Genomic DNA, 13,989 nt, shown 5'->3' on the forward strand with positions numbered 1-13,989 from the left:
CCGTTCCATCTATCCAAATAAAGGCTTACACGATGCTAACAACGTGTAAGCCTTTATTTTATAACACAATAGCTTAGAAATATTTTGCTCTTCCATATATTTTGTTTAACTTTGCAACGAATAATACAAACTATTTGCATCTAAAGAAAAGATGCGTAAATGATGAATAAATTAAATATTAACTATTAAAATAATGGGCAAAAAGTCCATTACCTAATTTAACTAACAAGATTTTTATATGAAGAAACTGTTACTTTTAGCTTTTACAGCTATCTTAGGAATGAGTGTGAATGCACAGGAATTATTGCTTTCAGAGCGTCCAGACGGCGTTGTTAAAGTCTACGACCGCTCAGGTAAGGGCATCAAACTACAACAGGGAGATGGTGGCTCACTTGAAATGACCAGCCTTAATTTAGCAGATGCATCTGAATTTGAGGTTGTTTTTTTAGCCGACAACAAGACTGTTTATGTAAAGAACCCAATTGTTGCACTGCCCGAAACTTTTTCTGACGTATCAGATCGTTGGGTAAAAGGAAGCATAGAAGGTAATAAAATTACCATTCCTCACAAGTCTTTAATCCTCTCTATTAAAACAGACCAAGACCAGACCCTAAATATATATATGGGATATTATGGCATAGAAAACAATCAGGCTTCTCCTTGCAGTCCAACTGTAGATGTAACCTATACTATAAATGGCGATAAAATAACGCTCGATGCACCAGGAACCGACAAAGTTTATGTATTGTCATGTATTGCAGAAGACGATTCATGGTTTAGAATGAGCGAATACACAGGTGCTGTTTACACATTAAACCAAGAAAAAACAGCAAACGATATTACATCGGTAGAGAAAGAAAATAACGCACAAGCAATTGGCGAAACATACTACGACCTCTCTGGTCGCAAACTTTCTGAACCTACAAAGGGTGTTACTATCAAGACCATAAAATACAGCGACGGTACGCAAAAGGCTGTAAAATCTATCAGCAAGTAAATAAAAACAAATTCATAAAACAAAAACAAGCGGTGCACTTCTCTAAGTACACCGCTTAATTTTTGCCATTAATCATCGAAAGAAGTACACAGAGGTTCTGTTGTAACTTTCTCTCAACCTCCTGCAAGATACGCCGAATTTTTCATTATAAAAGTGCTATGGTAATTCCCAAAAGCTAAAGCAGGACGATGAAATTTCATAGGAACAACCTTTTCTATAAACGAAAAGTAGACAAGAAAACTGTAAATATTTTTCACAGATGCAACTATCGCATAACTTTCTGTTTTTCAACATATTATAAAACCTATTGTTTTGCATTCCAAAAGCGTAGGTTTTGCACGGTAAAAGCGGCTGTTTTGCGTTGCAAAACCTACGCTTTCGCAACGCCAAATCGAAATTATCATTTTTCTTGCGAACTATCTTTACAAAATTATAGCTTTAATGTAGGGGTGCAACTCATTGCGTTCCTCATATCCGTACTGCTTTTCTTCAGTGTCAGGAACGTGCTGAATCACGTTCCTACGTGTTAATACGAATCGTATAAACCTCATCATCAAAACCTAATGAAAAGCCATATGCACGAAAAAAAGAGTATAAAAAAACCACTGAACTCTGAGAGTTCAGCGGCTATTTCTTGATTGTGTAAGTAAATTTAATTACTTAACTGAATCAGCTGGAGCAGCTTCTGTTGTAGAATCACCCTGGAGTGAGTCGTTCTGCATGCTATCTGTCATTTCAGTTGAATCAACTTTTGCTGTGTCTGCGTCACCAGCTGGTTTGCTGTTACCACCACAAGATGCGAAAGAGATAGCTACGAAAGCTACTGCTACAAAAAATAACTTCTTCATTTTCTTTGCTTTTTAAATCTGTAAAACGATCATTAGTTTCTTAAAACGATGCAAAGGTAGGTATTTTTTTCAATAGTCGTACGTTTTTTAATACTTTTTTTTCACCCTTTCTGTAACTAATTTATATAAGACTGACTATCAGCTAATTACAAGTATAAGCAATCTGTTAAATATTGCTAACAACAATCTTTGTTTAGATTTTATGCTATTTTTATGCCTCTGAAAAACAGAACTTAACGCTAAATAAGTGCACCAAGACGTCCAAAAAAATGTCCAAATTATATATATAATAAGGTGTAAAGCGCGAAAGTAAACTTTAAACTTGCAAAATAATCTCAACAAATATACCGAAATTTGGAGGTATGCTGGAATAGCCGTACCTTTGCAAATTATGATTGATACATCTTCATTTCAAGGTAAAACGGCAAAATTCTACACCTTAGGGTGCAAGCTCAATTTCTCTGAAACAAGCACTTTCGCTCGTATGTTGCGCGAAATGGGTGTGCGAGAAGCCAAAAAAGACGAGGCTGCCGATATTTGCCTTATAAATACTTGTTCGGTAACAGAAGTAGCCGACCACAAATGCCGCCAAGCCATCAACCGTATGGCAAGGCAGAATCCTGATGCCTTTATCGTGGTAACAGGGTGCTATGCCCAGCTCGAAAGCGAGCGAGTGGCAAATATTCCAGGCGTGAACTTGGTATTAGGAAGCAACGAAAAGGCTGACTTAATACAGTATTTAAGCGATGCTTGGAACAAATTCGACGGACAAGAACAGCAAGGAACCTTCCATTCTGTAAAGACAAAAGACATTGTAAAGTTCCAACCCAGTTGTTCAAGGGGCAATCGTACACGCTATTTCCTGAAAGTACAAGACGGTTGCAACTACTTCTGCACCTACTGCACCATACCTTACGCACGAGGTTTCTCGCGCAATCCCGACATAGCATCGCTGGTAGCACAAGCCAAACAGGCTGCAGAAGAAGGTGGAAAAGAGATTGTGCTGACAGGCGTAAACATTGGCGACTTTGGCAAAACAACGGGCGAGAGCTTTCTCGACTTGGTGAAAGCCTTAGACCAAGTAGAAGGCATTGAACGTTTCCGAATAAGTTCGCTCGAGCCAGACCTTATCGACGACAAGCTCATAGAATACTGTGCGCAGTCGCGTGCCTTTATGCCTCACTTCCATATACCCCTGCAAAGCGGGTCGGACGAGGTATTGAAACTGATGCACCGACGCTACGACACAGCATTGTTTGCCCACAAAATAAACCTTATAAAAACAATTACGCCCGATGCTTTCATCGGTGTAGACGTCATGGTAGGCTGCCGTGGCGAAAAGCCGCAGTACTTTGAAGACTGCTACAACTTCATTTCGTCGTTGCCAATCACCCAACTCCACGTGTTCCCCTACTCTGAACGCCCTGGCACATCGGCACTTTCGATACCTTACGTGGTAGACGACAAGGAGAAGAAACGCCGTGCCCGCCAACTTTTACAGCTGTCTGACGAGATGACGCACAAATTCTACGCCGAGCATATAGGGCACGAAGCGGAGGTATTGTTCGAGAAAGCGGTGCGCGGAAAGGCAATGCACGGATTTACAAAAAACTATATTCGCGTAGAATTATCGCCGACACAGGTACAAGAAGTATACGACAACCAGATTATGCGGGTGCGTCTTGGCGACTTCAACTTCGATAAATCGGCACTAAAAGTAGAACTGTTATGAAAGTAGCCATTGTTATTTTAAACTGGAATGGGCGTGCTATGCTGCAGCAATACCTGCCTTCGGTGGTGCGCTACTCGCAAGCAGAAGCGGAAGTTATCGTAGCCGACAATGCTTCGACCGACGACTCTTTGCAATGGCTTGCAGAGAATTTCCCCCACATCAGAACCATTGTACTCGACAAGAACTATGGATTTGCAGGTGGCTACAATATGGCATTGAAGCAGGTGGAAAGCGATTACTACATTCTGTTGAACAGCGATGTAGAGGTAACACACCATTGGCTGACAACCCTTATTGAAGAAATGGACGCCCACGAAGAGATTGCGGCTTGCCAACCCAAGCTGCTTGCCGTTCACGACAAGGACGCTTTCGAGTATGCAGGAGCTTCGGGCGGGTTCCTCGACAAGTACGGCTACCCTTACTGTCGTGGCAGAATATTCGACAAAGTGGAAAAAGACAACGGGCAATACGATACCAATTCCGAAATATTCTGGGCTACGGGAGCTTGCCTTATGATACGTTCAAAAGACTATTGGGCGGTAGGCGGACTCGACGAACGCTTCTTTGCGCACAGCGAAGAAATAGACCTTTGCTGGCGTTTGCAGCTTGCCGGACGAAAAATATATTGCTTTCCAACCAGCTATGTCTATCACGTGGGAGGCGGAACGCTGCCCAAGTCGAACCCGAGAAAGACTTTCCTGAACTTCCGCAACAACCTTACAATGTTGTGGAAAAACCTTCCCGAGGAAGAATTAAAGTCTGTTATGCGCACAAGATGGGTGCTCGACTATCTTGCAGCCTTCGAAATGCTATTGCTGAAATTCAACTGGGGCGACTTCTTAGCAGTGATAAAAGCGAGAAGAGCTTTCAAAAAGTGGCGGAAATCGTTTGAACGGACAAAGCGACAAGGCTATGCCGACAAGCGCACCCCCTACTCTATTTTGTGGCAATATTATGCAAAGAAAAACGATACATTCGATAAATTGCAAGAAATATAAGCGCAAAAATGTTGCACACAACCACCGAATATGTGCCGAAAACAAAGAAAACAGGGCGCTGTATTTTAAGTTTTTTAGCTAATTAGTTGGCAAGTTAAATATTTTTTAGTATTTTTGCAAACGATACAGCATATTAAATAAGTCGAAGAAAAAGAAGTGAAAAGGTTCTATTACATATTGTTTGCATTGTGCATAGCTTTAACAAGCTGCCACATAAAATTGACACCCGAAGAGGAAGGTGTCAATGGCAACATCGTGGAAATAGAGCGTTACGACCGCTTAGAATACCGTTATCTTACCACGGGCGACTTTTCGGCTTTGCAACAGATGAACACGGAGTACCCAATGGAGACCCGTACGCTCATCGAAGACGTCGTTCAACTTGGCGATGCCACCGACCCCGACATTAATACAAAGTTCTTGAAGTTCTATCAGGATACCACTTTGCAGGCACTGATAGCATCGGTAGAATCGGAATATGCTAACGTCGACGACCTTAACGAACAGCTTAGTGCTGCTTTTAAATACCTGAAACACAAGCTACCCGATATGGAAGTGCCACGCTTCTATGCGCAAATATCGGCATTAGACCAAAGCATTGTGGTAGGAAACGGCACTGTGGGCATATCGCTCGATAAGTACTTAGGCGAGAACTTCCCCCTCTATCTGAAATATTACTCGCCATTGCAGCGGCAGCAGATGACACGCGAACACATCGTTCCCGACTGTCTGACGTTCTATTTAATGAGTGTTTACCAACTGAAGGATTTTGAAAGACGACCCCAAATAGAACAAGACCTCCACATTGGCAAGATAAACTGGATAGTAAATCAGGCTTTGGGACACCACGTTTTCCGAACAAAGTGTGTCATTGCAGTAGAAAACTATATGCAGGAACACCACAAGGTATCGTACGAAGAACTATTGAGAATGGCCGATTTCTCAAAGTTTAAGACGCTGTAAATAAGAATTATACCCTTCTTGTATAGTTCGTTACATCAGCATTTTTGAACTATCGGAACATTACAAACAACAGTTTGGAAGAAATTTATTGAGGAAGCGTTTTACTGTTTCTTGCTAAAGGAAAAGACAGTAAAACGCTTTAATTTTGTAAAGATTATTCTGTTAAAAAGTAGTGTCTGCGTTTTCACATTGCGAAAGCGTAGGTTTTGCGATGCAAAACAGCCGCTTTTACCATGCAAAACCTACGCTTTTGGAACGCAAAACAATAGGTTTTGTAAAACGTTGGTAATGAGCAAGTTAAACAATAGCCACTCTTGCGAAAAATGTTTACAGCTTTATCATCTGTTTTCCGCCTAAAAAACAAGGCGCATAGGCGGGGCAAGAACAGCTGAAACATTATAAAACAAAAAAAAGAGTACTTAATGAAAAGTACTCTTTTTGGTTGGTTGTTATTATTTCTTTTGAGCCTCTTGTCGGATTCGAACCAACGACCCCGAGATTACAAATCACGTGCTCTGGCCAACTGAGCTAAAGAGGCGAGGTGGGCAAGCTGTTCTTATCGCGTCGCTACAACCTTCTGCCCTTGCTACGTTCCCGTCCTGGGGGATTAAAAGGGAGCTGACCGTAAGAGACTTGCCCATATCGTCTTTTCATTTCTGAAAAGCGAGTGCAAAGATAGCAAGAATATTTGAAATAAAACAAGTTCGCAGACCTCTTTTTGCGTTTTTAACAAAAAAACATAATTTTGCGATGGCTATACCTTATATATAATATAATTTCTGTATTTTTGCAGTATGAATTACGAGGAGATAAAACAACTCCGTGCCTACGCACGATACGATGGAATATATTTAGCAATTGTATGGGCAGCAAGTTTCACTTGCTTCTTGGCATCGCCCCTGCTGGGCATTCTTGCCACATTCAGTTCTATACTCACATTGTCTACCCCATTCTTTGTAGCCTACCGACTAAAGGTTTACCGAGAGATTGGACTAAACGGCATCATTTCGTTCAAGCGTGCCTACTTCTATTGCATACGTGTCTTTATGAACGCTGCCCTGTTTTTCAGCTTGGCACAATGGCTTTATATGAACTTTTTAGACCACGGAAAAGTGGCAAGTATGGTAGCTTCGATAACGTCTTTACCCGAATACGATAGCTTTTTTGCTGCCTTAGGCATAAGCAGGGAAGAATTTACAGCAACACTGCCAGAAGCGTTCTCAGCCACGCCGATGGTGATAAACAGCCTGATGTACGAAATATTCTTTGGCGCAATCATCAGTCTTATCGTGTCAGCCCTTATGGCACGCAATAAAAAATAAAAGAAACAATACTTGAAGAAATACAATATGGACATATCTGTTATAATACCACTCTACAACGAAGACGAGAGTTTGCCTGAATTGCACGCTTGGATTTGCAGAGTAATGAACGCCAACCACTTCTCTTACGAGATTATCTTTGTGAACGATGGCTCTACCGACAACAGTTGGGAGGTTATCCAACGCCTCAGCAAAGAAAACGAAAACGTGCGTGGCATTAAGTTTCGCAGGAACTACGGAAAGAGTCCTGCGCTCTATTGCGGCTTTAAAGCAGCGCAAGGCGATGTTGTTATAACAATGGACGCTGACCTTCAAGACTCTCCCGACGAAATTCCTGCACTCTACAAGATGATTACCGAGGAGGGATACGACCTTGTAAGTGGCTACAAACAGAAACGTTACGACCCACTGACAAAGACCATTCCAACCAAGTTATTCAATGCAACAGCACGGAAAATAAGCGGTGTGAAGAATCTACACGACTTCAATTGCGGACTGAAAGCATACAAGAAGGCGGTTGTGAAGAACATTGAGGTGTACGGAGAAATGCACCGCTATATTCCATACTTGGCAAAAGAGGCTGGTTTCAAGAAGATTGGAGAGAAGGTCGTGCACCATCAAGCACGCAAATACGGCACTACAAAGTTCGGAATCAACCGCTTCTTCAATGGATATCTCGACCTTATAACACTCTGGTTCTTAACCAATTTTGGCAAGAAACCTATGCACGTGTTCGGCTTGTTGGGCAGTTTCGTATTCTTCATTGGACTTATTGCCTTCCTTTGGCTTATCGTTGAAAAGATAATCAACCTATTGAGTGGCATTTATGGCGATTTGCTCACCAACCACGCATCGTTCTTTATTGCACTAACAGCTATGATTTTAGGTACACAACTCTTCCTTGCTGGCTTCTTGGGCGACTTGATAAGCCGCAACAGCGATAGACGAAACGACTACCTTATAGAAGAAGAAATAAACTTATAAAGCAAAGAAGGGACAGGAATATGGCTTTCGCCACATTCTTCTCCCTTTTCTTCTTGCTTCTTGTTGCTCAACCGATAAACACAGATAAATCATGAATAATAAAACAAATAAAAAACTATTATGGCAGTTACCCTTCTTGGCGTTGCTCATAATAGGTTCCATTTTCATCATAAAGCAACAACGTTCCACTCCCTATCAACACAACGAAGGAGAGGTTTTTGGTACGTTTTACCACATAACATATCAAAGCGAACAGGACTTACAGAAAGAAATAGAAGCGGAATTAAAGAAAGTGGACAACTCGTTGTCTACCTTTAACAAGCAATCTGTTATCTCAAAGGTAAACAATAACGAACCTACGAAGCTCGACGAGTTGTTTGTGGAAGTTTTCGACAAGGCAAAAGCAATATCAAAAGAAACAAATGGGGCTTTCGATATTACGGTTGCACCGCTCGTAAACCTATGGGGATTTGGCTTTAAGCAAGGAAAAGAGCCATCAAAGCAAAAGATTGACAGTTTAAAGCAACTCGTTGGCTACGAAAAAGTTTCGTTAATAGGTAAAGGAATCAAAAAGACAGACAAACGCATTATGCTCGATTGCTCTGCCATTGCTAAAGGGTATGGTTCCGATATGGTGGCACGACTGTTCAGAAAGTACGACATCAAGAACTTTATGATAGAGATTGGCGGCGAAATTGTTGCAAGCGGAAACAGCGAAAGTCGTGTGCCTTGGAAGATTGGTGTGAACAAACCCGTTGAAGACAGTACCAATGCGAATACTGAAATACAGACAGTGCTCAACGTTACCAACAAGGCAATGGCAACAAGCGGCAACTATCGCAACTTCTACTATAAGGGTGGAAAGAGATTTGCACACACCATTGACCCCAAGACTGGCTATCCTGTGCAACATTCACTGCTTTCTGCAACCGTGCTGACAACCGATTGTGCCACAGCCGACGCCTATGCAACGGCATTTATGGTAATGGGAATAGAGGAAGCAAAGAAAGTTTTGGAGAACCACAAGGAACTTATGGCATACTTCATCTATGCCGACAACCAAGGCAAACTGCAAGTTTGGTACAGCCCAGAGTTGGAAAAGAAAATAGTGCAATAACGATTTGCCGATAAAGAACCCACCCCGAAAGAATGCTTCAGATATACGATAAACTCCTTGAGTTGCCCTTGTTTCTTGGTATTGGTGCTGCCGATTTAGCTGAAATCGTCAGTACTACGAAGTTTGGGTTTCTCAAACTGAAACCCAAAGAAACATTGGTAAAGGAGAACGACAGGGGTGGCAGACTCTATTTCCTTATGGACGGCAAACTATTGGTGGAAAGTTGTGCCGACAACCACAGCTATAGCGTCATAGAAGAAGTTGCTGCTCCCACAGCCATACAGCCAGAACGCGTATTCGGACTTGTACAACACTACTCCAAAACCTTCGTTGCAGAAACAAAATGCAACATCTTATACATTGATAAAAGCGAAGTCTTGAACCTTGCTAACAACTATCTCATCTTCCGTTTAAACTTTCTGAATATGCTTTCCACGCAGGCACAGCGTTGCAGTCGCCTACCTTGGCAGCAGCAACCCAAGGACATTCAGGAGAAGTTCATTCACTTTATCAGAACGCATTGCGACCACCCTGCAGGCAAAAAAACTATTAAAATAAATATGCAAACATTGGCTAACGAACTGCACGAAAGCAGGCTCAATGTTTCAAAAATGCTCAATGCTTTAAACGAAAATAATACTATTACACTGATGCGAGGCGAGATAAACATTCCTTCATTAGAAAAATTGCGTTAAATCTGTTGCGGTCTTTTGCTTTTACATAGTTTTTTCTGTAACTTTGTAGCATATTAGAGAGAAAGCAAAGCAATGACAGAAAATACAAATAAGGAGGGACAGCAACGCCTGAATCCCTTCTTTCAACCATACAATACACCACACGAAACTGTTCCATTCGACAAAATAACGCTTGCCGATTACGAAGAGGCTATGTTGGAAGGAATACGCCGTGAGGACGAGCAAATAGAGAAAACAATAAACGACCCTGAAGAACCTACTTTCGAAAACACGCTCATTCGTGAAGACGAAGTGGAAGGACGCAAGCATTATTACGACCTTCTTTCACGTGTAGAAAGTGCGTTTTTCAATATGCTTAGTGCAGAAACAAACGACGAAATGGACGCATTGGCACAGAAAATGAGTCCAATTCTCACCAAGCACGCTAACGATATCAGCCTTAATCCTAAACTTTTCGAACGCATAAAGGCTGTTCACGAGAAGCATCGAGAGCTTACTCCCGAAGAAAGCAAGCTGTTGGAAGAAAGCTACGATGGTTTTGTTCGGAGTGGTGCACTGCTCAATGAGGCTGATAAAGACAAGTTACGCAAACTTACCGAAGAAGCAAGTATGCTCGCATTGAACTTCTCTCAAAACGTATTGAAAGAGAACAAAGCATACGAACTCCACATTACCGACGAACAAAAGCTCGACGGACTGCCCGATTCCATTCGTGAAGCAGCTGCCGCAACCGCCAAAGAGAAAGGTCTTGAAGGCTGTATTTTCACATTAGATGCGCCGAGTTACGGTCCTTTCCTTATGTATAGCACGCAGCGCGACCTACGAAAAGAGCTTTATATGGCGCACAATACGCTATGTATTAAAGCTAACTCGGAAAACAATATCGAAGTTTGCAAACGCTTGGTGAACCTCCGCCGAGAGATGGCACAGCTGTTAGGATACGATACTTACGCCGATTTTGTAATGAAATATCGTATGGCAAGCAATGTGAAGAATGTCTATAAATTGCTTGACGACCTTATCAATGCTTACAAGCCAACAGCTATTAAAGAATACGACGAACTCTGTGAGATTGCCAAAAAGCAAGAAAGAGACGACTTTAAGATGATGCCATGGGACACAGCTTACTATGCGCACCAACTTAAATTAGCAAAATACGACCTCGACCCAGAGATTTTGCGTCCTTATTTTGAATTAAACAACGTTATTAAAGGCGTGTTCGGATTGGCAACTCGCCTTTATGGCATTACTTTCAAAGAGAATAAAGACATTCCTGTCTATCATTCTGACGTGAAACCGTATGAGGTTTACGACAAAGACGGCTCTTATCTTGCAGTGCTTTACGTTGATTTCTTCCCACGAAAAGGCAAGCGTGCAGGTGCGTGGATGACGGAATTTCAAGGCCAACGCATCACGAAAGAAGGCGAAAACATACGTCCACACGCATCATTGGTAATGAATTTCTCTAAGCCTACCGACGATAAGCCAGCACTATTACGCTTGGGCGAGGTTACAACCTTCCTGCACGAGTTTGGCCATTCGCTACACGGTATCTTCGCAAACAGCCGTTTTGAAAGTCAATCGGGTACAAATGTATGGTGGGATTTCGTAGAACTTCCATCGCAATTTATGGAGAACTTTGCCGTAGAAAAGGACTTCCTGCGCACCTTTGCTTTCCATTACGAAACAGGAGAACCGATGCCCGACGAACTCATCGAAAAGATTATAGCCAGCCAAAACTTCAATGCGGCAATGGCTTGCCTTCGCCAAGTGAGCTTCGGACTATTGGATATGGCTTATTACACACAGAAAGACGAGTTTAAGGAAGATATTATTCCGTTTGAAAAGAAGGCATGGGAAAAAGCCATTATTGGCGAACAAATCGACGGTACTTGTATGACGACACAGTTCTCGCACATCATGTCAGGAGGCTATGCAGCAGGATATTACAGCTACAAGTGGGCTGAAGTGCTCGATGCCGACGCTTTCAGCTTGTTCAAAAAGAACGGAATATTCGACCAAACCACTGCTCAAAGTTTCCGTGACAATGTCCTTTCCAAGGGAAGTACCGAACACCCGATGGTGCTTTACAAGCGTTTCCGCGGACAAGAACCTACCATCGATGCGCTCTTGGAACGCAATGGCATAGCAAAAACAAACTAAAGAGAAAGCAATATATATCCGCAAAAAACTATATGAAGACCGAAAAGCAAACACTTCTCGACTATCGCTACCTACGTATGGCGCGTGTTTGGGCAGAAAACTCCTACTGCAAACGTCGCCAAGTGGGCGCATTGGTGGTAAAAGACAAGATGATTATCAGCGATGGATATAACGGAACGCCCAGCGGTTTCGAGAATATTTGCGAAGACGAAAACGGTATTACCAAACCATACGTATTGCACGCCGAAGCCAATGCCATAACCAAGTTGGCTCGAAGTGGCAACAACAGCGACGGTTCAACACTCTACGTAACGGCTTCGCCCTGCATTGAGTGCGCCAAACTCATCATTCAGTCGGGCATTAAACGCGTGGTATATGGAGAAAAATACAGACTTACCGAAGGCATCGACTTGCTTGAGCGTGCCAAAATAGAGGTTGAATATTTAAATCTTGAAGACAATGAGTCAGAACAAGAATAATCGTTTCATGCCCTTGTGGCTGGCACTGTGCGTTGTTATCGGCGTGCTTGTCGGAACATTCTACGCCAATCACTTCTCGGGAAACCGCCTGAACATCATCAATAGCGGTAGCAGCAGGTTGAGCAACTTGCTGCACATCATCGACGACCAGTATGTTGATTCTGTCAATATCGACGAGTTAGTGGAGAAGGCATTGCCTCAAATCCTTGCCGAACTCGACCCCCACTCCGTTTATATCAGTGCTAAAGATGTGCAAATGGCTACCGAAGACCTGAAAGGGTCGTTCTCTGGCGTTGGCATCGAGTTCACTATTCAACAAGACACCATACACGTTCAGAATGTCATAAAGAACGGACCAGCCGAAAAGGCAGGCATTCTTGCAGGCGATAAGATAGTAAACATCGACAACAAACCTTTTGTTGGCGACAGTGTTACCAACGAAGAGGCACAGCACAGACTAAAGGGACCAAAGGGTTCCAAGGTGAAAGTGGGCGTGAAACGCTTTGGCGAGAAAGACATAAAATACTTCGTACTTACCCGAAACGATATTGCCATGAAGAGCGTTACAGCAACTTATATGCTCAACGACTCTATCGGCTATATCCGCATAAAGAACTTCGGCGAGCGCACATACGCCGAAATGCTGACCTCGCTGCAACAGCTGAACCTACAAGGAGCCGACAAATTGGTTATCGACCTGCGCGATAACTCAGGCGGATACCTTGAAAGTGCAGTGCAAATGGCAGAAGAATTCTTGCGTAAGAACCAACTTATTGTCTACACACAAGGTCGCAAGAGCCCACGACGCGAATACCGCAGCCGTGGCAAAGGCAGTTATCAGAATATTCCTTTGGTAGTACTCATCAACGAAGGGTCGGCGTCGGCTTCCGAAATCTTTGCAGGTGCCATTCAAGATAACGACCGTGGCACCATCGTAGGTCGCCGTTCGTTTGGCAAAGGCTTGGTGCAACAGCAAATACAATTCCCCAATGGCAGTATGATTCGCTTAACCGTAGCACGCTACTACTCACCTTCAGGACGCTGCATACAGAAGCCTTTCAAGCCAGGAGGCATTGCTGCATACGAGCAGGATATGCTGACACGCTACCAGCACGGAGAGTTCTTCTCACAAGACAGCATAAAGCATACAGGCCCTGCCTACCATACCAACAACGGACGCCTTGTCTATGGTGGCGGCGGCATTACGCCCGACATCTTTGTGCCTGAAGATACGAGCGACGTAACGTCTTATTACAAAGAGGCAGCTATGTGCGGACTCATTCTGCAATATGCGTTCAAATACACCGACGAGAATCGTCAGACGCTGAAGAAATATACAGAAATGAAGCCGTTGTCAGAGTACTTGACAGGCAGAAACCTTGTAAACGACTTCGCAAACTATGCGGAAAAGAACGGATTGCGACGGAGAAACAACCTTATCAACAAGTCGCACGCATTGTTAGAGAACTACATTTACAGTCGCATTATCTACAATATACTCGACGAACAAGCGTGGAATCAGTATCTGAACCGTAACGACGATATGATAAAGGCGGCAGAGAAAGTGCTCAACAGTGGAGAGGCTTTCCCGAAAGCACCTGCCAAGAAGGGACATTCGACAAAGAAACAACAAAACAGAACTACATAAACAAAATGGGGTTTATCGAGTCTGACTGACTTGATAAACCCCA

General features: G+C 42.9%; 12 protein-coding genes, 1 tRNA gene and 1 other RNA gene. 11 read left to right on the forward strand and 3 right to left on the reverse strand.

Going from position 1 to position 13,989, the window contains the following annotated elements:
- Positions 1-238: 238 nt before the first annotated feature.
- The gene (locus BWX39_RS06795) at positions 239-997 is read left to right on the forward strand and encodes a hypothetical protein (protein WP_028905026.1); all 759 of its coding nucleotides are present in this window, start codon (positions 239-241) and stop codon (positions 995-997) included.
- Between the two features lie 656 nt (positions 998-1,653).
- On the opposite strand, the gene BWX39_RS06800 is transcribed toward BWX39_RS06795, so the two are convergent.
- Positions 1,654-1,845: a hypothetical protein gene (locus BWX39_RS06800; protein WP_028905027.1), complete on the reverse strand. Its 192-nt coding sequence runs from the start codon at positions 1,843-1,845 to the stop codon at positions 1,654-1,656.
- Between the two features lie 391 nt (positions 1,846-2,236).
- Between BWX39_RS06800 and mtaB the strand changes: the two genes are divergently transcribed.
- From mtaB to BWX39_RS06815, 3 genes are all read left to right on the forward strand, one after another.
- A complete protein-coding gene (gene mtaB / locus BWX39_RS06805; RefSeq protein WP_028905028.1) occupies positions 2,237-3,577 on the forward strand; it encodes a tRNA (N(6)-L-threonylcarbamoyladenosine(37)-C(2))-methylthiotransferase MtaB in 1,341 nt (446 codons plus the stop codon).
- Positions 3,574-4,575: a glycosyltransferase family 2 protein gene (locus BWX39_RS06810; protein WP_028905029.1), complete on the forward strand. Its 1,002-nt coding sequence runs from the start codon at positions 3,574-3,576 to the stop codon at positions 4,573-4,575. The genes mtaB and BWX39_RS06810 overlap by 4 nt, the downstream gene beginning before the upstream one ends.
- Before the next feature lie 156 nt (positions 4,576-4,731).
- Positions 4,732-5,538, forward strand: a complete 807-nt coding sequence (locus tag BWX39_RS06815; RefSeq protein WP_028905030.1) for a gliding motility protein GldB-related protein — start codon at positions 4,732-4,734, stop codon at positions 5,536-5,538.
- Positions 5,539-6,002: 464 nt separating this feature from the next.
- Here BWX39_RS06815 and BWX39_RS06825 read toward each other — a convergent pair.
- Positions 6,003-6,076: transfer RNA gene (locus BWX39_RS06825), tRNA-Thr, on the reverse strand.
- Positions 6,077-6,078: 2 nt separating this feature from the next.
- An RNA gene (gene ffs, locus BWX39_RS06830) (signal recognition particle sRNA small type) lies at positions 6,079-6,177 on the reverse strand.
- Between the two features lie 155 nt (positions 6,178-6,332).
- Here ffs and BWX39_RS06835 point away from each other — a divergent pair.
- The 7 genes from BWX39_RS06835 to BWX39_RS06865 all read left to right on the forward strand — a co-directional run bounded on the left by BWX39_RS06835 (position 6,333) and on the right by BWX39_RS06865 (position 13,946).
- On the forward strand, positions 6,333-6,860 hold the full coding sequence (locus tag BWX39_RS06835; RefSeq protein ID WP_028905031.1) for a DUF4199 domain-containing protein: 528 nt from the start codon (positions 6,333-6,335) through the stop codon (positions 6,858-6,860).
- A gap of 27 nt (positions 6,861-6,887) precedes the next feature.
- Complete coding sequence (locus tag BWX39_RS06840) at positions 6,888-7,844, forward strand: glycosyltransferase family 2 protein (protein ID WP_028905032.1); 957 nt, start codon at positions 6,888-6,890, stop codon at positions 7,842-7,844.
- A 91-nt stretch (positions 7,845-7,935) separates the two neighbouring features.
- On the forward strand, positions 7,936-8,961 hold the full coding sequence (locus BWX39_RS06845; protein WP_028905033.1) for an FAD:protein FMN transferase: 1,026 nt from the start codon (positions 7,936-7,938) through the stop codon (positions 8,959-8,961).
- 32 nt (positions 8,962-8,993) lie between these two features.
- A complete protein-coding gene (locus BWX39_RS06850) occupies positions 8,994-9,656 on the forward strand; it encodes a Crp/Fnr family transcriptional regulator (protein ID WP_028905034.1) in 663 nt (220 codons plus the stop codon).
- 72 nt (positions 9,657-9,728) lie between these two features.
- On the forward strand, positions 9,729-11,819 hold the full coding sequence (locus BWX39_RS06855) for a M3 family metallopeptidase (RefSeq protein ID WP_028905035.1): 2,091 nt from the start codon (positions 9,729-9,731) through the stop codon (positions 11,817-11,819).
- A 32-nt stretch (positions 11,820-11,851) separates the two neighbouring features.
- On the forward strand, positions 11,852-12,298 hold the full coding sequence (locus BWX39_RS06860) for a deoxycytidylate deaminase (protein ID WP_028905036.1): 447 nt from the start codon (positions 11,852-11,854) through the stop codon (positions 12,296-12,298).
- Entirely contained in the window at positions 12,279-13,946 is a 1,668-nt protein-coding gene (locus tag BWX39_RS06865; RefSeq protein WP_028905037.1) for a S41 family peptidase, read from the forward strand. The genes BWX39_RS06860 and BWX39_RS06865 overlap by 20 nt, the downstream gene beginning before the upstream one ends.
- Positions 13,947-13,989: the final 43 nt, after the last annotated feature.

This window comes from Prevotella intermedia ATCC 25611 = DSM 20706, assembly GCF_001953955.1.
In the GTDB taxonomy this organism is placed as follows: domain Bacteria; phylum Bacteroidota; class Bacteroidia; order Bacteroidales; family Bacteroidaceae; genus Prevotella; species Prevotella intermedia.